General features: G+C 70.6%; 22 protein-coding genes. 20 read left to right on the top strand and 2 right to left on the bottom strand.

The features are described 5' to 3' along the window. Positions 1-8: 8 nt before the first annotated feature. Complete coding sequence (ffh, locus tag ABTX62_RS04265) at positions 9-1,559, top strand: signal recognition particle protein (protein WP_352114746.1); 1,551 nt, start codon at positions 9-11, stop codon at positions 1,557-1,559. A gap of 170 nt (positions 1,560-1,729) precedes the next feature. Here ffh and ABTX62_RS04260 read toward each other — a convergent pair whose 3' ends face one another. Next, positions 1,730-2,584: a class I SAM-dependent methyltransferase gene (locus tag ABTX62_RS04260; RefSeq protein ID WP_352114745.1), complete on the bottom strand. Its 855-nt coding sequence runs from the start codon at positions 2,582-2,584 to the stop codon at positions 1,730-1,732. Between the two features lie 562 nt (positions 2,585-3,146). Here ABTX62_RS04260 and ABTX62_RS04255 point away from each other — a divergent pair. The 17 genes from ABTX62_RS04255 to ABTX62_RS04175 all read left to right on the top strand — a co-directional run bounded on the left by ABTX62_RS04255 (position 3,147) and on the right by ABTX62_RS04175 (position 16,111). Further along, positions 3,147-3,749: a hypothetical protein gene (locus ABTX62_RS04255; RefSeq protein ID WP_283970237.1), complete on the top strand. Its 603-nt coding sequence runs from the start codon at positions 3,147-3,149 to the stop codon at positions 3,747-3,749. Positions 3,750-4,043: 294 nt separating this feature from the next. Then, positions 4,044-4,463: a 30S ribosomal protein S16 gene (rpsP, locus tag ABTX62_RS04250; RefSeq protein ID WP_033313156.1), complete on the top strand. Its 420-nt coding sequence runs from the start codon at positions 4,044-4,046 to the stop codon at positions 4,461-4,463. Between the two features lie 2 nt (positions 4,464-4,465). Continuing rightward, positions 4,466-4,705, top strand: a complete 240-nt coding sequence (locus ABTX62_RS04245) for an RNA-binding protein (RefSeq protein WP_003973401.1) — start codon at positions 4,466-4,468, stop codon at positions 4,703-4,705. Positions 4,706-4,786: 81 nt separating this feature from the next. Next, a complete protein-coding gene (gene rimM, locus ABTX62_RS04240; protein ID WP_283970238.1) occupies positions 4,787-5,329 on the top strand; it encodes a ribosome maturation factor RimM in 543 nt (180 codons plus the stop codon). Then, on the top strand, positions 5,330-6,163 hold the full coding sequence (gene trmD, locus ABTX62_RS04235; RefSeq protein ID WP_352114744.1) for a tRNA (guanosine(37)-N1)-methyltransferase TrmD: 834 nt from the start codon (positions 5,330-5,332) through the stop codon (positions 6,161-6,163). A 136-nt stretch (positions 6,164-6,299) separates the two neighbouring features. After that, entirely contained in the window at positions 6,300-6,650 is a 351-nt protein-coding gene (gene rplS / locus ABTX62_RS04230; protein WP_003993262.1) for a 50S ribosomal protein L19, read from the top strand. Between the two features lie 45 nt (positions 6,651-6,695). Continuing rightward, entirely contained in the window at positions 6,696-7,421 is a 726-nt protein-coding gene (gene lepB / locus ABTX62_RS04225; protein WP_352114743.1) for a signal peptidase I, read from the top strand. Continuing rightward, complete coding sequence (gene lepB / locus ABTX62_RS04220) at positions 7,414-8,505, top strand: signal peptidase I (protein ID WP_352114742.1); 1,092 nt, start codon at positions 7,414-7,416, stop codon at positions 8,503-8,505. The genes lepB (ABTX62_RS04225) and lepB (ABTX62_RS04220) overlap by 8 nt, the downstream gene beginning before the upstream one ends. After that, complete coding sequence (gene lepB, locus ABTX62_RS04215; RefSeq protein ID WP_352114741.1) at positions 8,393-9,355, top strand: signal peptidase I; 963 nt, start codon at positions 8,393-8,395, stop codon at positions 9,353-9,355. The genes lepB (ABTX62_RS04220) and lepB (ABTX62_RS04215) overlap by 113 nt, the downstream gene beginning before the upstream one ends. A 51-nt stretch (positions 9,356-9,406) precedes the next feature. Then, on the top strand, positions 9,407-10,186 hold the full coding sequence (gene lepB, locus ABTX62_RS04210; protein ID WP_352114740.1) for a signal peptidase I: 780 nt from the start codon (positions 9,407-9,409) through the stop codon (positions 10,184-10,186). Beyond that, positions 10,176-10,700: an NUDIX hydrolase gene (locus ABTX62_RS04205; protein ID WP_352114739.1), complete on the top strand. Its 525-nt coding sequence runs from the start codon at positions 10,176-10,178 to the stop codon at positions 10,698-10,700. The genes lepB (ABTX62_RS04210) and ABTX62_RS04205 overlap by 11 nt, the downstream gene beginning before the upstream one ends. Before the next feature lie 55 nt (positions 10,701-10,755). After that, positions 10,756-11,064 (top strand): DUF2469 domain-containing protein, encoded by a 309-nt coding sequence (locus ABTX62_RS04200; RefSeq protein ID WP_003993268.1) that lies wholly within the window; start codon positions 10,756-10,758, stop codon positions 11,062-11,064. 98 nt (positions 11,065-11,162) lie between these two features. Beyond that, positions 11,163-11,564: a YraN family protein gene (locus ABTX62_RS04195; protein ID WP_352114738.1), complete on the top strand. Its 402-nt coding sequence runs from the start codon at positions 11,163-11,165 to the stop codon at positions 11,562-11,564. Continuing rightward, the gene (locus tag ABTX62_RS04190) at positions 11,565-13,190 is read left to right on the top strand and encodes a YifB family Mg chelatase-like AAA ATPase (protein WP_352114737.1); all 1,626 of its coding nucleotides are present in this window, start codon (positions 11,565-11,567) and stop codon (positions 13,188-13,190) included. Then, entirely contained in the window at positions 13,187-14,347 is a 1,161-nt protein-coding gene (dprA, locus tag ABTX62_RS04185; RefSeq protein WP_352114736.1) for a DNA-processing protein DprA, read from the top strand. Before ABTX62_RS04190 ends, dprA begins: the two co-directional genes overlap by 4 nt. A gap of 271 nt (positions 14,348-14,618) precedes the next feature. Next, positions 14,619-15,461 (top strand): RNA polymerase sigma factor WhiG, encoded by an 843-nt coding sequence (whiG, locus tag ABTX62_RS04180; RefSeq protein WP_352114735.1) that lies wholly within the window; start codon positions 14,619-14,621, stop codon positions 15,459-15,461. A gap of 92 nt (positions 15,462-15,553) precedes the next feature. Next, positions 15,554-16,111, top strand: coding sequence for a TetR/AcrR family transcriptional regulator (locus ABTX62_RS04175; protein ID WP_352114856.1), 558 nt, complete (start codon positions 15,554-15,556; stop codon positions 16,109-16,111). A 312-nt stretch (positions 16,112-16,423) separates the two neighbouring features. Here ABTX62_RS04175 and ABTX62_RS04170 read toward each other — a convergent pair whose 3' ends face one another. After that, positions 16,424-16,993, bottom strand: a complete 570-nt coding sequence (locus ABTX62_RS04170; RefSeq protein WP_352114734.1) for a murein hydrolase activator EnvC family protein — start codon at positions 16,991-16,993, stop codon at positions 16,424-16,426. A gap of 273 nt (positions 16,994-17,266) precedes the next feature. Between ABTX62_RS04170 and rpsB the strand changes: the two genes are divergently transcribed. Beyond that, a complete protein-coding gene (gene rpsB / locus ABTX62_RS04165; protein WP_352114733.1) occupies positions 17,267-18,217 on the top strand; it encodes a 30S ribosomal protein S2 in 951 nt (316 codons plus the stop codon). A 179-nt stretch (positions 18,218-18,396) separates the two neighbouring features. Further along, entirely contained in the window at positions 18,397-19,233 is an 837-nt protein-coding gene (gene tsf, locus ABTX62_RS04160) for a translation elongation factor Ts (protein ID WP_352114732.1), read from the top strand. Positions 19,234-19,401 lie beyond the last annotated feature (168 nt).

The raw sequence follows: 19,401 nt of genomic DNA, 5'->3' as shown, positions 1-19,401 counted from the left end.
CGAGCGCCGTGTTCGATACTCTTTCCGATCGCCTCTCAGCGACCTTCAAGAACCTGCGCGGCAAGGGACGGCTCTCCGAGGCGGACATCGACGCCACGGCGCGCGAGATCCGGATCGCGCTCCTCGAGGCGGACGTGGCGCTTCCTGTCGTCCGTACGTTCATCAAGAACGTCAAGGAGCGCGCCCTCGGTGCCGAGGTCAGCAAGGCGCTGAACCCCGCCCAGCAGGTCCTCAAGATCGTCAACGACGAACTCGTCACCATCCTCGGCGGCGAGACCCGGCGCCTGCGCTTCGCCAAGCAGCCGCCCACCGTGATCATGCTGGCGGGTCTGCAGGGTGCCGGTAAGACCACCCTCGCGGGCAAGCTCGGCCACTGGCTGAAGGAGCAGGGACACTCGCCGCTGCTGGTCGCCTGTGACCTCCAGCGCCCCAACGCCGTCAACCAGCTCAGCGTCGTCGCCGAGCGCGCCGGTGTCGCGGTCTACGCCCCCGAGCCGGGCAACGGCGTCGGTGACCCGGTCAAGGTCGCCAAGGACTCCATCGAGCACGCCAAGTCGAAGGTCCACGACATCGTGATCGTGGACACCGCCGGCCGCCTCGGCATCGACCAGGAGATGATGCGGCAGGCCGCGGACATCCGCGACGCCGTCTCCCCGGACGAGATCCTGTTCGTCGTCGACGCGATGATCGGCCAGGACGCCGTCAACACCGCCGAGGCCTTCCGCGACGGTGTCGGCTTCGACGGCGTGGTGCTCTCCAAGCTCGACGGTGACGCGCGCGGTGGTGCCGCCCTGTCGATCCGGCAGATCACCGGCAAGCCGATCATGTTCGCCTCGAACGGCGAGAAGCTCGACGACTTCGACGCGTTCCACCCTGACCGGATGGCCTCCCGCATCCTCGACATGGGTGACCTGCTCACCCTGATCGAGCAGGCGGAGAAGACGTTCAGCCAGGAAGAGGCCGAGAAGATGGCCTCCAAGCTGGCGTCCAAGAAGGGCCAGGACTTCACCCTGGACGACTTCCTGGCCCAGATGGAGCAGGTCCGCAAGATGGGCTCCCTCTCCAAGCTGCTCGGCATGCTGCCGGGCATGGGCCAGATGAAGGACCAGATCAACAACCTGGACGAGCGGGACGTCGACCGCACGGCCGCCATCATCAAGTCGATGACCCCGGCCGAGCGCCAGGAGCCGACGATCATCAACGGCTCGCGTCGCGCCCGTATCGCCAAGGGCTCCGGCGTCGAGGTCAGCGCGGTCAAGAACCTGGTCGAGCGGTTCTTCGAGGCCCGCAAGATGATGTCCCGCATGGCCCAGGGCGGCGGCATGCCCGGGATGCCGGGGATGCCCGGCATGGGTGGCGGCCCCGGCCGGACGAAGAAGAAGCAGAAGCAGGCCAAGGGCAAGCAGCGCTCCGGCAACCCGATGAAGCGCAAGCAGCAGGAGCAGGAGGAGGCCGCCCGCCGGGCCGCCGCGGCCGAGGGCGGCAGCGCGTTCGGGTTGCCGCAGCAGGGCGGCAAGGACTTCGAACTCCCCGACGAGTTCAAGAAGTTCATGGGCTGACGACCCGCCCGGAACCGTGGTGAGGGGCGCCCTCCTTCCTCAAGGAGGGCGCCCCTCACCTTCGCCGCCTCCGTCTCGGTGTCCGCCTCGCCCTTCCGCGCCGGGCCTCCGGTGCTTTCCCCGCGCCCTTCACACCCGCATCGGAAGCCTGTCCGTCAGGCGTCCGGGCGTCAGGGTGTCCGGGCGATCAGATACCGGAACACGTTCGGCATCCACACCGTCCCGTCCTGGCGCTGGTGCGGATGCAGGGCCTCGACCAGTTCCTTGTCCACCTGCACCTGGTCCGTCGCCGTCATCGCCGCGTCGAACAGCCCCGTCGACTTCAGGCCGCGTACCGCGCTGTCCACATCGGCGTAGCCGAAGGGGCACGCCACCCGCCCCGACCCGTCCGGCTTGAGCCCGGCCCGCTGGGCGACATCCTCCAGGTCGTCCCGGCAGGCGGGACGCCAGCTGCCCGAGGTGCGCAACGGCTCCGCCAGCTTCGTGGCCACCCGCATCACGGACGCCGTCGCGCAGCGCTCCGGCGGGCCCCAGCCGGCCAGCACCACGGCCGCACCCCGCTGGGCGAGCGGCGTGGCCTCCGCGAGCAGTCCGCCCAGACCCTCCGAGTCGCCCGCGAGGCACCCGATCGGCTCGAAGGCGGTCACCAGGGTGTACCCGGGAGCGCCCGGCTCCGCGGTGTCCCGGGGCGAGCCGTCGACCAGCCGGGTACGCGGACGCGGACGTGCGCCCGGCGCCCCGGGGAGCAGCCGCTCCCGCGCCAGGGCCATTCTTTCGGGAGATGCGTCGACACCGGTGACCGCCGCTCCCCGGGCGGCGGCCATCAGCAGGGAGAGCCCGGAACCACAGCCGAGGCCGAGCAGCCGCGTGGCGGGACCCACTTCCAGTCGCTCGTAGACGGCCTCGTAGAGCGGTACGAGCATCCGCTCCTGGATCTCGGACCAGTCACGCGCGCGTGCACGCACATCGACGCGGGGTGCGGTCCCCGCGTGAGGCAGGTGCTGCCGCACGAGCGTAGGTGTCATAAGTAAGCGCCCCAATCCGCCGAGAGTTGCCTCTTGCCCGATTCCATGGCCCCCGTGACAGTGCGCTCGCACTACCCCCGTATGCCAGGAAACTCCCCCCTCGACCTGTCGTCCAGTGGGGTGCGGCCCGGTTCGTGAGTTGTCATGTGCCTATGGCGAGATTTCACATTCCGGCAACGTGGGCCCGCCGATCGCGCGGTGACCCTGCGGTGTCCGGCCACCAGTGGCGGGTCGATGCCGGGCACCGGCGACGCAACAGGTAACGTCGCGGTCGTCGCACGCGCTCACCGAGTGGTGCCCGCGCCGACCGAACAAGGCGCGAGGTGACCGAAACGCCTCTTGCGCATCGGCGGAACCCCGGCGCACCGGCGCGCGGACGCGCTCTACGCGCCGGCGCGTACACGGAACTACGCACCACCTTTGTGGTGAGCTGTGAGGCTTATCCACAGATCAGCGCACCCGCCCTCGTCGGGACGCATCAGGGGCAACTGACGGGTACGTGCAAATTATTTGGGATGCCCCGGAATCGGAACACTGGGGCACCCCGGCTCGTTGTCATTACGTGAGCACGACACAGACACCACCTGTACTCGCCGCAGAGCTGGCACAGGCGTGGGCCGACATTCAGCGGTACCACCCCGAGCTGCCCGACCTTGCCGCGCCAGAGTCCCTGATCGGGGAGTCGTCGTCCGCGTGCGGTCACGAGCTCTCCTTCGAGCGACTGCTCCATGAGGCAGTCCATGGCATCGCCGCCGCGCGCGGCGTCCGCGACACCTCCCGTGCCGGCCGCTACCACAACCGCAGATTCCTCGCGATCGCCGAGGAGCTGGGCCTGGACCACCCCGAGGAACCGCATCCCAGCAGCGGCTTCTCCCTGGTCACGCTCACCCCCGAGGCGAAGCGCCGCTACCGCCCGACCATGGAACGCCTCCAGCGCGCCCTGAAGGCCCACACCGCCGCGACCTCCTCCGACACCTCCCGCACCTTCCGGGGCCCGGCCGCCCGCCACGGCTCCTCCGGCGGCGGCGTCCGGGTCAAGGCGGTCTGCGACTGCGGCCGCAACGTCCGGGTCGTACCGTCCGTCCTCGCCCAGGCCCCCATCGTCTGCGGCGGCTGCGGCAAGCCGTTCCGGATCCCGGACGTCGTGGGAGCGGTAGCGAGCTGACGCCCTCCGCCGGCATCTCGTGGGTGCCGGTCAGTGGCGCAGGGCTCGGGCCGTGACGCGCACCCGACGGGCTTCACCTCCACGCCGGGTGCGCTTTCGGCATGCCCGCGCAGCGGGTGATGCCCCCGGCCCGGAGGGGCCCCCAGGGTGTGGCACAATGGCTAGCTGTACTCGACAGCCGCACAGGAACCCTCTCGCCTCCGGCTGACGCGTCCATCGGGCACTCGGGTACCGCAACCCCACGCGGCATTTCCGCCGTGCCCAACCACGTCAAAACCAGGAGAACCCACTCCCGTGGCAGTCAAGATCAAGCTGAAGCGTCTGGGCAAGATCCGTTCGCCTCACTACCGCATCGTCGTCGCCGACTCCCGTACCCGCCGTGACGGCAGGGCCATCGAGGAGATCGGCAAGTACCACCCGACGTACAACCCGTCGGTGATCGAGGTCGACGCCGAGCGCGTGGCGTACTGGCTCGGTGTCGGCGCTCAGCCGACCGAGCCCGTGATGGCCATCCTCAAGAAGACCGGCGACTGGCAGAAGTTCAAGGGCGAGCCCGCCCCGGCTCCGCTGCTGACGCAGCCGGAGAAGGCCGCGCGCCCGTCCTTCGAGGCCATCGGTGGCGAGGACGAGGGCAAGGGTGAGGCGATCACCCAGAAGAAGAAGGCTGAGAAGAAGGACGAGGCCGCCGCTGAGTCCGCTTCGACCGAGGCCTGAGCATGCTCGAGGAGGCTCTCGAGCACCTCGTGAAGGGCATCGTCGACAACCCTGACGATGTGCAGGTCGCCTCGCGCAACCTGCGCCGCGGTCGCGTGCTCGAGGTCCGGGTCCATCCGGACGACCTCGGCAAGGTGATCGGCCGAAACGGCCGCACCGCACGCGCCCTGCGCACCGTCGTGGGCGCCATCGGCGGTCGCGGAGTCCGCGTCGACCTCGTCGACGTGGACCACGTCCGCTGACGCTTATCGCAACCGGCTCGGGCCGGGGAGGGCCTGAGGGCCGTCCCCGGCCCGTCGCTGTATGACAGGAGACTTGGACACGTGCAGCTGGTAGTCGCACGGATCGGCCGTGCCCATGGCATCAAGGGTGAGGTCACCGTCGAGGTACGGACCGACGAGCCGGAGCTGAGGCTCGCCCCCGGTGCCGTGCTCGCCACGGATCCCGCCACCACGGGACCGCTCACCATCGAGACGGGCCGCGTCCACAGCGGCCGCCTCCTGCTGCGCTTCGAAGGCGTCAGCGACCGCAGCGGCGCGGAGGCCCTGCGCAACACCCTCCTGATCGCCGAGGTCGATCCGGAGGAACGTCCCGAGGACGAGGACGAGTACTACGACCACCAGCTCATCGACCTCGACGTGGTCACCGCGGACGGCACCGAGGTCGGCCGGATCACGGAGATCTCCCACCTGCCCTCGCAGGACCTGTTCATCGTGGAGCGCCCCGACGGCAGTGAGGTACTGATCCCCTTCGTCGAGGAGATCGTCACCGAGATCGACCTTGAGGAGCAGAGGGCCGTCATCACCCCGCCGCCCGGCCTGATCGACGACCGCGCCGAGATCGCCTCCAGCCGGGAAGAGCCGTAAATGCGCCTCGACGTCGTCACGATCTTCCCCGAGTACCTGGAACCGCTGAACGTCTCCCTCGTCGGCAAGGCGCGTGCGCGGGGACAGCTCGGCGTGCACGTCCACGACCTGCGCTCCTGGACCTATGACCGGCACAACACCGTCGACGACACCCCGTACGGCGGCGGTCCCGGCATGGTCATGAAGACGGAGCCGTGGGGGGACGCGCTGGACTCCGTCCTGGCCGACGGCTACGAGACGGGCTCCCGGGCGCCCGCCCTCATCGTGCCCACACCCAGCGGCCGCCCCTTCACCCAGGAACTCGCCGTCCAGCTCTCCGAGCGCCCGTGGCTGATCTTCACGCCGGCCCGCTACGAGGGCATCGACCGCCGCGTCGTCGACGAGTACGCGACCCGGATGCCGGTCTACGAGGTGTCCATCGGCGACTACGTCCTGGCCGGCGGCGAGGCAGCCGTCCTCGTCGTGACCGAGGCCGTGGCGCGGCTGCTGCCCGGCGTCCTGGGCAACGCCGAGTCCCACCGGGACGACTCCTTCGCGCCCGGCGCCATGGCGAACCTCCTGGAGGGGCCCGTCTACACCAAGCCCCCCGAGTGGCGCGGCCGGGACATCCCCGACGTGCTGCTCAGCGGCCACCATGGCAAGATCGCCCGCTGGCGCCGCGACGAGGCGCTCAAGCGCACCACCGCCCACCGGCCCGACCTCATCGAGCGCTGCGACCCCAAGGCCTTCGACAAGAAGGACCGCGAGATGCTCTCCATCCTGGGGTGGGCGCCGGACCCGGCGGGGGAGCCGTACGGCCGATTTTGGCGCAGGACCGAGAGCGTGGAAGAATAGCCAGCTGTTGTGCGTCCGTCCGGCGTGCGCCCCTGCCACAGGGGGAGACGACGTCCGCCCCGACCCGCGCGACCCACCTTCCGAAAGACCTAGTTTCCGTTGATGACCTGTGGCATCAGCGAGGAAAGCAGACGAAATGTCTCACCTGCTCGACACCGTCGACTCCGCGTCGCTGCGCAGCGACGTCCCCGCCTTCCGTCCGGGTGACACGGTCAACGTGCACGTCCGCGTCATCGAGGGCAACCGCTCCCGTGTGCAGCAGTTCAAGGGCGTCGTGATCCGCCGCCAGGGCTCCGGCGTGCGCGAGACCTTCACGGTCCGCAAGGTCTCCTTCTCCGTCGGCGTCGAGCGCACCTTCCCGGTGCACACCCCGATCGTGGAGAAGATCGAGCTCGTCACCAAGGGTGACGTCCGCCGCGCCAAGCTGTACTACCTGCGCGAGCTGCGCGGCAAGGCCGCGAAGATCAAGGAGAAGCGCGAGAGCTGAGCGCTCTCCGGGGTTCGCGTCGGGGCCGGATAGCATCTGGCTCCGATGGACACCGAAGCACAGCCGACGGAGCGCGACCGCTCCTCCCGCCCTTCCGGTTCCGAGGTGACGACCTCGCAAGCCGCAGGGCCGGAGGACCGGTCGCGTTTCGCGTTGGTGGCGCGGGTCGGCTCCTGGGTCCCGGGCGGCCGGATCACTCTCACCCTGCTGCTCTGCCTGCTGTTCTCGCTGCTGCTCAGCACGTTCGTGGTGCGCCCGTTCCAGATCCCCAGCGGATCCATGGAGCAGGGTTTGAGGATCGGGGACCGGGTTCTCGTAAATAGGTTGGCGTACCGTTTCGATGCCGCGCCGCAGCGGGGAGACATCGTCGTGTTCGACGGGACCGGGTACTTCGGGCACGCGGACTACATCAAACGCGTTGTCGGCGTGGGGGGAGACCACGTGGTCTGCTGCGACAGCGAGGGGAGGATCCAGGTGAACGGCCGGCCGGTCGACGAGTCGGGCTTCCTGTATCCCGGCGACAGCCCGTCCGCGGTGCCCTTCGACGTCGTCGTGCCCGACGGCACCCTGTTCGTCCTCGGCGACCACCGCGGCGACTCCAGCGACTCCCGCGACCACCTCGGCTCCCCCGGCGGCGGCATGATCCCCGTCGGCGAGGTGATCGGACGCGCCGACTGGATCGTCTGGCCCTTCGGCCACACCGGCCGGCTGCACCGCCCCGACGCCTACACGCGCGTGCCCGCGGCCGCGAGGGCGGGCGCCCATGGGTAACCGAGGCAAACCGCGCGGCGTCCCCGCGAGCCCCGCGGAGAACCTGTTGCCCACCGGCGCTCGACGCACCGCCCCGTCCGGCAGCGGTCGTACGCGTGCCGAACGCCGCAAGCTCCAGCGCAAGGTCAAGCGGCGGCGCCGGCGCGGTGCCGTCAAGGAAATACCGCTCCTCGTGGGCGTCGCCCTCCTGATAGCGCTCGTGCTGAAGACATTCCTCGTCCAGGCCTTCGTCATCCCGTCCGGCTCCATGGAGCAGACGATCCAGATCGGCGACCGCGTCCTGGTCGACAAGCTCACCCCGTGGTTCGGCTCGAAGCCGCAGCGCGGGGACGTCGTCGTGTTCAAGGACCCGGGGGGCTGGCTCAAGGACGAGCAGCCGACCACGCAGAAGACCGACCCCATCGTCGTCAAGCAGGTCAAGGAAGGGCTCACCTTCATCGGCCTGCTGCCCTCCGAGAACGAGAAGGACCTCATCAAGCGGGTCGTCGGCGTCGGCGGCGACCGGGTCCAGTGCTGTGACCCGCAGGGGCGCGTGACCGTCAACGGCGTCCCGCTGATCGAGGACTACCTGTATCCCGGCGCCGCCCCGTCCGACACGCCGTTCGACGTCACCGTCCCCCAGGGGCGGTTGTGGGTCATGGGCGACCACCGGAACAACTCCGCGGACTCCCGCGCCCACCAGGACACCGACTACGGGGGCACGGTCTCCGAGGACGAGGTCGTGGGCCGCGCCATGGTGATCGCCTGGCCCTTCGGCCACTGGAACATGCTGGAGGAACCGAAGACGTACGCCTCCGTGTCCGACTCGGCCACCGGGTCGACCGCTGCCCCCGAACCGTCGCATAGGGTTGCCCCCTACGATGCGAACGGAACGATCCAGCTCCCGACCCCTGCGGAACTCCCGCTCGTTATGGGAGTGGTGGGCCTGCGCCGTCTAGGGGGCAGGCAGCGGCACAGAGTGAGGAGTTGGCGTGGGGGATGTGGCGGTTGGCGCACGGTCCGGACACGACGGCGAGGAGCATCGCGGACGCCCCGCGCAATCCGCCGTCCCGGCCGCGGACAGCGCCGTGACCTCCGGGAATGACTCCGGGGCAGCCGAGGACGACAGGGTGACGGACGAGCACACGACAGCCGGGGACCAGGGGCCGGGCGGCACGGCCCGGACACCGAAGAAGCCGCGCTCCTTCTGGAAGGAGCTGCCCATCCTGATCGGTATCGCGCTGGTCCTGGCGCTGCTGATCAAGACCTTCCTGGTGCAGGCCTTCTCCATCCCCTCCGACTCGATGCAGAACACCCTCCAGCAGGGTGACCGGGTCCTGGTCGACAAGCTCACCCCCTGGTTCGGGTCCGAGCCCGAGCGCGGCGAGGTCGTCGTCTTCCACGACCCGGACAAGTGGCTGGCGGGCGAGCCGACCACGGACCCGAACGCCCTGCAGACCTTCCTCAGCTGGATCGGTCTCATGCCGTCCGTCGAGGAGAAGGACCTCATCAAGCGGGTCATCGGCGTCGGCGGCGACACGATCCAGTGCGAGGGCACCGGCCCGCTCACGGTCAACGGCAAGGCGCTGGACGAGCGGTCGTACGTCTACGCCGGCAACACGCCGTGCAGCCAGGACGACCAGGGCGGCCAGTTCAAGGTGAAGGTCCCCGAGGGCTTCATCTGGGTCATGGGCGACCACCGGCAGAACTCGCGGGACTCCCGCTACAACCAGGCCGACAAGAACCACGGCATGGTCCCGGTGAAGGACGTCGTCGGACGCGCCGTCGTCATCGCCTGGCCGATCAACCGCTGGGACACCCTGCCGGTCCCGGACACCTTCGACCAGGCCGGTCTCAACGCCCGGCCGGGCGCCGGCGGCCTTCCGGTCGCGCCGCAGGGAATCGCGCTGCTCGGTGTGGTGCCGGTCGTGCTCTGGCGTCGCCGGAAGCTGTGATCCCGGACATGAGCTGACCGCGGCAGGTACCCCCGGGTAGGGTGCGGACCCATGGGTGGCGAGAGCAGGACGCACACGGCCCCGCACAGCGGTGGCCCGAGCACGGGCCCGGTGGGCAGCCGGACCGGACAGCGGTTGTCCGGGCTGGCCGTCGCGCTGGGCCTTGTACTGTTCCTCGGCGGTTTCGCCTGGGGAGCGGTGGTCTACCGGCCGTACACGGTCCCCACCAGTTCCATGGCCCCGACGATCGACGCGGGTGACCGGATCCTGGCGCAGCGCGTCGACGGAGCCGAGGTCCACCGCGGTGACGTGGTCGTCTTCAAGGACGCGACCTGGGCCAACGCGCCGATGGTCAAGCGCGTGGTCGCCGTCGGCGGTGACACGGTCTCCTGCTGCCAGGACGGCAAGCTGAAGGTCAACGGCAAGGAGATCGACGAGACGTACCTGCCCGACGGCACCCCGGCCGAGATGAGCAACTTCCCGACCGTGACCGTTCCCAAGGGCCGTCTCTTCCTGCTCGGCGACGAACGCGGCAGCTCCGTGGACTCCACCGCCCACCTGACCGACGCCGCCAGCGGCACGGTGGCGCGCTCCGCCGTGGACGCCCGCGTCGACGCCGTCGTGTGGCCGATGGAGGGCGTGCTGGAGCGCCCCACCGGCTTCGAGCCGCTCGGTGCCCTCTCCTCGCCCGGCCCACTGCGGACGATCACTCTCCTCGTGATCGCGGGAGCGGTGCTCGTCCTGGGTGGAGGCGCCTACGGGCCCATCGCCAAGCGCTCCGCGGCTGCCCGGGCCCGACGGGCGAGCTCGGATCCCGCGGGTGTCCGCTGAGGCCGTGCAGCCGGGCCAGGACACCTACCGGGGCGGACTGCGCAGGGTCGCCCGGGTCGTGCTGCTCGACCCGCGGGACCGCATCCTCCTGCTGCACGGACACGAGCCCGACGATCCGGCCGACGACTGGTGGTTCACGCCCGGCGGGGGAGTGGAGGGCGACGAGACCCGTGAACAGGCCGCCCTGCGGGAACTCGCCGAGGAGACGGGCATCATCGAGGTGGAGCTCGGGCCGGTGCTGTGGCGGCGGAGGTGCTCCTTCCCGTTCGCGGGCCGCCGCTGGGACCAGGACGAGTGGTACTACCTGGCTCGCACGGACCGCACGACGGTCGCCGCCGCCGGGCTGACCGAGCTGGAACGGCGCAGTGTCGCCGGAGCGCGCTGGTGGACGTGTCCGGAACTGAGCCGGGCACATGAGACGGTGTATCCGACCAGACTCGCCGGGCTGCTGCGCACGCTGCTCGACGAAGGTCCCCCGGCCAGGCCTGTGATCCTTGACCCGGAAATCGTCTAGGGCTCACGGGACTGGCGCACAATGGGGGGATCGCACGGCTGAAGGGGAACATGCCATGAGCGCCGAGGACCTCGAGAAGTACGAGACCGAGATGGAGCTGAAGCTCTACCGGGAGTACCGCGATGTCGTCGGTCTGTTCAAATACGTGATCGAGACCGAGCGGCGCTTCTACCTCACCAACGACTATGAGATGCAGGTGCACTCGGTCCAGGGTGAGGTGTTTTTCGAGGTCTCCATGGCGGACGCCTGGGTGTGGGATATGTACCGGCCGGCGCGGTTCGTAAAGCAGGTCCGGGTCCTCACGTTCAAGGATGTGAACATCGAGGAGTTGAACAAGAGCGATCTGGAGCTGCCGAGCGGGTGAGCCACCCGTCGTAGCGGCATCCGGTCACCCGGGTGGGTGGTGAGGTTGTCCACAGCCGCTGAGCTGTCCACCAAGATCCACTTCGTGGCGGCGGGTGCGTGATCGTTGGCGCCGGAGGTGGTGCCGACATGAACGCACATCTGGCCCGCAGCGCCATGGGCAGGTACGGGGAGAGCCTGGCCGCACGGCGGCTGGCCGAGGCCGGTCTGACGGTCCTGGAGCGCAACTGGCGCTCCGGCCGGGCCGGCGAGATCGACATCGTGGCCAGGGACGGGGACGTCCTGGTCGTCTGCGAGGTGAAGACCCGCAGGGCGAGCCCTTTCGAGCATCCGATGGCGGCCGTGACTCCGCAGAAGGCGGAGCGGCTGCGGGACCTGGCGGAGCGGTGGATCCAGACACACGGGGGCGCCCCGCCCGGCGGGGTCCGCATCGACGTGGTCGGAGTGCTGCTCCCCGCCCGCGGCGCCGCCGTGGTCGAACACGTGCGGGGGGTGGCCTGAATGGCATTCGCCCGTACGTGTTCGGTCGCCCTGGTGGGCGTGGAGGGCGTGGTCGTCGAGGTCCAGGCAGACCTCGAACCCGGCGTGGCGGCGTTCACGCTGGTGGGGCTGCCCGACAAGAGCCTCACGGAGAGCCGGGACCGGGTGCGCGCCGCGGTCGTCAACTCGGGCGCGGCCTGGCCCCAGAAGAAGCTCACGGTCGGCCTGAGTCCGGCCTCGGTGCCGAAGTCCGGCAGCGGCTTCGACCTGGCCGTCGCGGCGGCGGTCCTCGGTGCGGCGGAGCGAATCGACCCGCGGGTCCTCGCCGACATCGTGATGATCGGCGAGCTCGGGCTGGACGGGCGGGTGCGGCCGGTGCGGGGAGTGCTGCCGGCGGTGCTGGCGGCGGCCGACGCGGGGTACGAGCAGGTGGTGGTGCCGGAGTGTGCCGCCGCGGAGGCCTGCCTCGTGCCCGGGGTGTCGGTGCTGGGCGTGCGCAGTCTGCGGCAGCTGATCGCCGTCCTGGCCGACGAACCCCTGCCCGACGAGGAACAGGACGAGCTGGGCCGCCCGGACCCGCTCCTCTCCGGCCTGCGGCTACCGGGCACGGGCGCGGCCACGGGCATGCACAGCCTGGGTGCGGCCCAGCACGACCACGGTCACGACCTGGCGGACGTCGTCGGGCAGGCATCGGCACGCGCGGCGGTGGAGGTGGCCGCGGCGGGCGGACACCACCTCTTCCTCGAAGGGCCGCCCGGCGCCGGCAAGACGATGCTGGCGGAGCGGCTGCCGGCCATCCTGCCCCCACTCGGTCGGCAGGAGTCGCTGGAGGTCACCGCGGTCCACTCGGTGGCCGGCCTGCTGCCTTCCGGCAAGCCGCTGATCGACGTCGCCCCCTACTGCGCCCCCCACCACTCGGCCACGTTGCAGGCACTCGTCGGCGGCGGGCCGGGCATCGCCCGGCCCGGGGCGGTGTCGTTGTCTCACCGCGGCGTACTGTTCCTGGACGAGACGCCGGAATTCAGCAGCCATGCACTGGACGCCCTGCGACAACCGCTGGAGGCGGGCCATGTCGTGATCGCGCGCAGTGCGGGAGTCGTGCGCTTCCCGGCGAAGTTCCTGATGGTCCTCGCCGCCAACCCCTGCCCGTGCGGCCGGTTCTCGCAGCGGGACGACCTGTGCGAGTGTCCGCCCTCGGCGATCCGCCGCTACCAGGCCAGGCTGTCCGGCCCGCTGCTCGACCGGGTCGATCTGCGCGTCGAGGTGGACCGCGTCACCCGCACCGAACTGACCGCCTCCGGCGCCAGGGGCGAGTCGACCGCGACGGTCGCCGACCGGGTGCGGGCGGCCCGGCAACGGGCCGCCGAGCGCCTCGCCGACACCCCTTGGCACACGAACAGCGAGGTCCCGGGCCGTGAGCTGCGCAGCCGCTGGTACGCGGTGCCCGGCGCGATGGACGAGGCCGAGCGGAGCCTGGAGCGTGGCGTCCTGACGGCCCGCGGACTCGACCGCGTCCTGCGCGTGGCCTGGACCATCGCCGACCTCGTCGGCCATGACCGGCCCGACGCGACGGACGTCGCCCTCGCGCTCCAGCTGCGCACCGGGGTACCGCGAGGCGTCCCCATGGCCATCGGGGCGCTGACGTGAACGCCGCCGAGGAACCGGACGGCGAACTGCTCGACCGTGTCCTGCTCACGCGGGTCATCGAGCCCGGTGACGAGGTCGGCGGGCGGTGGCTGCGGGAGTTCGGGGTCCGGGGAGTGGTGCGGCGGCTGAGGGAGGGCGGGGCCGCGCCGCCGGGGGTGAGCGCCAAGCGGTGGGCCGGGCTGGTGGCCAGGGCCGAGGCCGCCCGGCCGCACCGAGACCTGGAGGCGGCCCGGTCCGCCGGGGTGCGGTTCGTCTCTCCCGGAGGAGCGGAGTGGCCGGGGCAGCTCGACGATCTCGGGGATGCCCGGCCCATGGGGCTCTGGGTGCGCGGCCGGCCCAGTCTGCGCATGTGGGCGCTGAAGTCCGTCGCCGTGGTCGGTGCCCGGGCCTGCACCGGGTACGGGGCCCACATGGCCGCGACCCTCGCCGCCGGCCTTGCCGAGCAGGGCTGGGTGGTGGTGTCCGGCGGCGCCTACGGAGTCGACGGCGCCGCCCACCGCGGAGCGCTCGGGGCCGGTGGCGCCACCGTCGCCGTCCTCGCCTGCGGCGTCGACCGGCCCTACCCCCGCGGCCACACCCAGTTGATCAGCAGAATCGCCGAACAGGGATTGGTCGTCGGCGAGTTGCCGCCCGGCGACCACCCGACGCCGAACCGGTTCATCCTGCGGAACAGAGTGATCGCGGCGCTCACCCGCGGCACCGTGGTCGTCGAGGCCGCCCACCGCAGCGGCTCCCTGGTCACCGCGCGGGCGGCGCAGCGCCTCGGCCGGCACACGATGGGCGTCCCCGGCCCGGCCACCAGCGGACTCTCCGCCGGAGTGCACGATCTGCTGCGCGGGGAAGCCGTTCTGGTCACCGACGTCGCGGAGGTCGTCGAACTGGTCGGCGACATCGGAGAGCTGGCGCCCGACCGGCGCGGCCCGGTCCTGCCCCGCGACCTGCTGGAACCGGCCACCCGGCAGGTACTCGCCGCACTGCCGGGGCACGGGACGGCCCGGCCGGACGAGATCGCCCGCTCCGCCCAGACCGCACAGGACGACGCGATCGCGAGACTGTACGAACTCCGAGCACTCGGTTACGTCGAACGACACGGCGACGGCTGGAAGTTGACACGCCAGGCGGTGATGTCGGTCCGCGACCGTCACGGACTGTACTGACCATCTGCGTTCGGCCGTCCGGGCGAACCCCGAGAACCCTTGGAAATGCGCCGAGTTGGGTTCTCCGGTGATCACACCGAGCGACCGTGCCGTCTCGGGAGGACGTTGCCCGGAACGTATCTGCGCACGCCTCCGCCTCCGCCCTTCGCGCACCGCGACACCGCAGTCACGCTACGCTCACGAGGATCCCGACACGGACAGGCAACTCGACATCAGACAGACAGCTCACCCCAGCAGCACCACTCCGCAGCAGAACGGCACAAGGCGACGAATGCCCCAGCACACCTCCGGGTCCGACCGGGCGGCGATCCCCCCAGCCGCCCGTGACGGTGGCAGCGTGCGGCCGCCCGCTCCCTCGACGCTCGACGAGCTGTGGCGGTCGTACAAGGCGACGGGGGACGAGCGGCTGCGGGAGCAACTGATCCTGCACTACTCGCCCCTCGTGAAGTACGTCGCGGGACGGGTCAGTGTGGGCCTGCCGTCCAACGTCGAGCAGGCGGACTTCGTCTCGTCCGGGGTGTTCGGGCTGATCGACGCGATCGAGAAGTTCGACATCGAGCGGGAGATCAAGTTCGAGACGTACGCGATCACCCGCATCCGCGGCGCGATGATCGACGAACTGCGGGCGCTGGACTGGATCCCCCGCTCGGTGCGGCAGAAGGCGCGCAATGTGGAGCGGGCGTACGCCACGCTGGAGGCGCGGTTGCGGCGGACGCCGACCGAGGGTGAGGTGGCCTGCGAGATGGGCATCGCCGTCGAGGAACTCCACGCCGTGTTCAGTCAGTTGTCGCTGGCCAACGTGGTGGCCCTGGAAGAGCTGCTGCACGGCGGCGGTGAGGGCGGCGACGGGCTCAGCGTGATGGACACGCTGGAGGACACCGCCGCCGACAACCCCGTGGAGGTCGCCGAGGACCGGGAGCTGCGCAGGTTCCTGGCACGCGCCATCAACACCCTGCCCGACCGGGAGAAGACCGTGGTCACGCTCTACTACTACGAGGGCCTCACCCTGGCCGAGATCGGGAACGTCCTGGGCGTGACCGAGAGCCGGGTCAGCCAGATCCACACCAAATCGGTGCTGCAGCTCAGAGCGAAACTGGCGAGCTTCGGCCGCTGACCTGGCCGATGCCGTCGGGTCGGCATCAACCACTCCCGTCCGGCGGGACGCGTCCGTAGAGTGTTGACGTGCCAAGGATTCGAGCGGCCTCCGTGGCCGAGCACCGGTCGATGCAGCGAGCCGCCCTGCTGGACGCGGCTCGTTCCTTGTTGTCCGAGGGCGGTACGGAGGCGCTGACCTTCCCGGCCCTCGCCGAGCGGACGGGCCTCGCGCGCTCGTCCGTCTACGAGTACTTCCGGTCTCGGGCGGCCGTGGTCGAGGAACTGTGCGAGGTCGACTTCCCGGTCTGGGCGGCGGACGTGTCGGCGGCGATGGAGCGGGCCGAGACGCCAGAGGCCAAGGTCGAGGCGTATGTGCGCCGGCAGCTGGACCTCGTCGGGGACCAGCGGCACCGGGCCGTGGTCGCGATCTCCGCGAGCGAGCTCGACGCGGGGGCGCGGGAGAAGATCCGGGCGGCGCACGGCGGGCTGGTCGCGATGATCGTCGAGGCGCTGGCCGAGCTGGGACACGCGCAGCCCCGGTTGGCGGCGATGCTGCTGCAGGGCGTCGTGGACGCGGCCGTGCGGAGGATCGAGCTCGGGGCCGCGGAGGAGCCGGCCGCCATCACCGACGCCGCTGTTTCCATGGCTCTGCGGGGCGTGCGGGGCTGACGGCGTCGGACCGGGGCTGGGCTGGGGCTGGGGCCGGGCGTTCTGCGCGCGGGCCCGTTCGGCTTCCCGTCCTTCCCCTTCCCCTTTCCCGGCCCGGTGGAGCCGGGCGCCGCCGGGCCGGGACCCGGGCGGCAACCAAGGGAAACCAGGCGGCACTCGTGCGACACCCGTGCGGCACCGTGCGGCATCCGCCGTGCGGCACCCGTGCAACAGCCGGGCGACACCCGCCGTCGACCAGGCGGCAACCAGTCGACGCCCGTGCAGCAAACCAGGCGACACCCGTGCGGTAACCGGCGGCAGGCGGGCCCGCGGCTATGCGAGTGGCAGCAGCCTCGACGGGCCCCGGTGCAGGAGCCACGGCGGCAGGAGCGACAGCGGGTTCAGGTAGATCTCGCCGCGGCGCAGGCCCCAGTGCACGCAGGGGGCCGTGCAGTGCGAGCCGCCCGGGTCCACCGTGCCGATCACCTCACCCGGTGCCACCTCCTCGCCCTCCTCGGCCGAGGCCGTCACCGGTTCGTAGGTCGTGCGCAGGGGCGGGTCGCCCGTCCCCGTGAGGTCCACCGAGACGACGCCCTTGCCCGCCACCCGGCCCGCGAAGGAGACCCGGCCCGCGGTCACCGCCCGAACCGGTGTTCCGGCACGCGCCGCCAGGTCCACCCCCCGATGGCCGGGCCCGTAGACCGTCGCCGGGGGTTCCCAGCCCCGCAGGACACTCGGGCGCAGGCCGACGGGCCAGGCGCGGCCGATCGCCGGCACGGTGGCGTCCGCGGGGGGAGCATCCGCCGCGAACAGCGGTGGCGGTGGCGCCAGCAGGGCCGTCACCGTGACGATCGGCAGCAGGATCAGGCGCGCACAGACACGCGCACATCGGTTCGCTCGCATGCGGAAAGCGTCCCGGAGCGCCGGCGTCACCGCTCGCCGCTGTGGACCGCCACCCGGTTGTGGACAACGGCGTCACCCGGCACCTCGTGGGTCCCGTACACTTCTGGTGGCGACCCGAGCCATCGGGTCGACTTCGCACGCCCCGACACGAACCCCGGCAAAGGGCCCGTGTCAGCGCCCCTCGGTCCCTCGTGGAACGGCGCGCAGTGGGCGTCAGGCGCGGAAGCCGTCCGGCATCCGCGGCACAACCGAGAAATTCAAGGAGATACGGCCATGGCCGTCGTCACGATGCGGGAGCTGCTGGAGAGCGGCGTCCACTTCGGTCACCAGACCCGTCGTTGGAACCCGAAGATGAAGCGCTTCATCTTCACGGAGCGCAACGGCATCTACATCATCGACCTGCTCCAGTCGCTGTCGTACATCGACCGCGCCTACGAGTTCGTCAAGGAGACCGTCGCCCACGGCGGTACGGTCATGTTCGTCGGCACGAAGAAGCAGGCGCAGGAGGCCATCGCCGAGCAGGCCACCCGCGTCGGCATGCCCTACGTCAACCAGCGCTGGCTGGGCGGCATGCTCACCAACTTCTCGACCGTCTACAAGCGTCTGCAGCGCCTCAAGGAGCTCGAGCAGATCGACTTCGAGGACGTCGCCGCGTCCGGTCTGACCAAGAAGGAGCTTCTCGTGCTCTCGCGCGAGAAGGCCAAGCTGGAGAAGACCCTCGGCGGTATCCGCGAAATGCAGAAGGTGCCCAGCGCCGTCTGGATCGTGGACACCAAGAAGGAGCACATCGCCGTTGGTGAGGCCCGGAAGCTGAACATCCCGGTCGTCGCGATCCTCGACACCAACTGCGACCCCGACGAGGTCGACTACAAGATCCCGGGCAACGACGACGCGATCCGCTCCGTCACCCTGCTCACCCGTGTGATCGCGGACGCGGTCGCCGAGGGCCTCATCTCCCGCTCCGGTGTCGCCACCGAGGGCAAGGGCGAGAAGGCCGCGGGCGAGCCGCTGGCCGAGTGGGAGCGCGACCTGCTCGAGGGCGAGAAGAAGGCCGACGAGGCTGCCCCCGCCGCTGAGGCCGCTCCGGCCGCCGAGGCCGAGGCTGCTCCGGCCGCCGAGGCCGAGGCCGCCCCCGCCGCTGAGGCTGAGGCTGCTCCGGCCGCTGAGGCCGAGGCTGCTCCGGCCGCCGAGGCCGAGAAGCCGGCCGAGGCCGAGCAGGCCTGACCCGTCAGTCCGAGTTGACGGCGGGAGCGGTACCGCATCCACCAGCGCCTCGGCGCGGTGAAGTCCGCTCCCGCCGTTAACCCGTAGGTCAGCGGAAGGACAGCGCCTTCCGGCTCCATGGGCGCATCCGCATCCGCAGATCTTCGATCTTCCAGACTTCGAGAGAGATTCACAGACTCATGGCGAACTACACCGCCGCCGACGTCAAGAAGCTCCGTGAGCTCACGGGCGCCGGCATGATGGACTGCAAGAAGGCGCTGGACGAGGCCGAGGGCAACGTCGAGAAGGCCGTCGAGGCGCTCCGCATCAAGGGCCAGAAGGGCGTCGCCAAGCGCGAGGGCCGCTCCGCCGAGAACGGTGCCGTCGTCTCGATCATCGCCGACGACAACTCCTCCGGTGTCCTGGTCGAGCTGAAGTGCGAGACGGACTTCGTCGCCAAGGGTGACAGGTTCCAGGCCGTGGCCAAGACCATCGCCGAGCACGTCGCCAAGACCTCCCCGGCCGACCTCGAGGCCCTGCTCGCCTCCGAGATCGAGGCCGGCAAGACCGTCCAGGCGTTCGTGGACGAGGCCAACGCCAACCTGGGCGAGAAGATCGTCCTGGACCGCTTCGCGCAGTACGCCGACGGCTTCGTGACGGCGTACATGCACCGCACGATGCCCGACCTGCCCCCGCAGATCGGTGTCCTCGTCGAGCTGGACAAGCCGAACGCGGAGATCGCCAAGGGCGTCGCCCAGCACATCGCCGCCTTCGCGCCGAAGTACCTCTCCAAGGAGGACGTGCCGGCCGAGGTCGTCGAGTCCGAGCGTCGCGTCGCCGAGGAGACCACCCGCGCCGAGGGCAAGCCCGAGGCCGCTCTGCCGAAGATCGTCGAGGGTCGCCTCAACGGCTTCTTCAAGGACGCCACGCTGCTCGGCCAGCCGTACGCGCTCGACAACAAGAAGTCCGTCCAGAAGGTCCTGGACGAGGCCGGTGTCACCCTGAAGCGCTTCACGCGCATCAAGGTCGGCATCTGAGTCCGTACCGCGCTCGACGCCCGGCCCCGATAGGGTCGACAGCAGTCGTCCGCGTACGCCGTCACATGAGTGGCGGACGACATCAGATCTGACGAGGAGGCCATTGCCGTATGGGATGCGAAACACGCCCCACCGGCAATGGCCTTCTTGGTATGTGCAACACGTGAA

The organism is Streptomyces sp. NPDC096046 (genome assembly GCF_040303285.1).
Classification (GTDB): Bacteria; Actinomycetota; Actinomycetes; order Streptomycetales; family Streptomycetaceae; genus Streptomyces.
The sequence above is the reverse complement of the archived record's forward strand: the minus strand, read 5'-3'. Positions and strand labels throughout refer to the sequence as shown.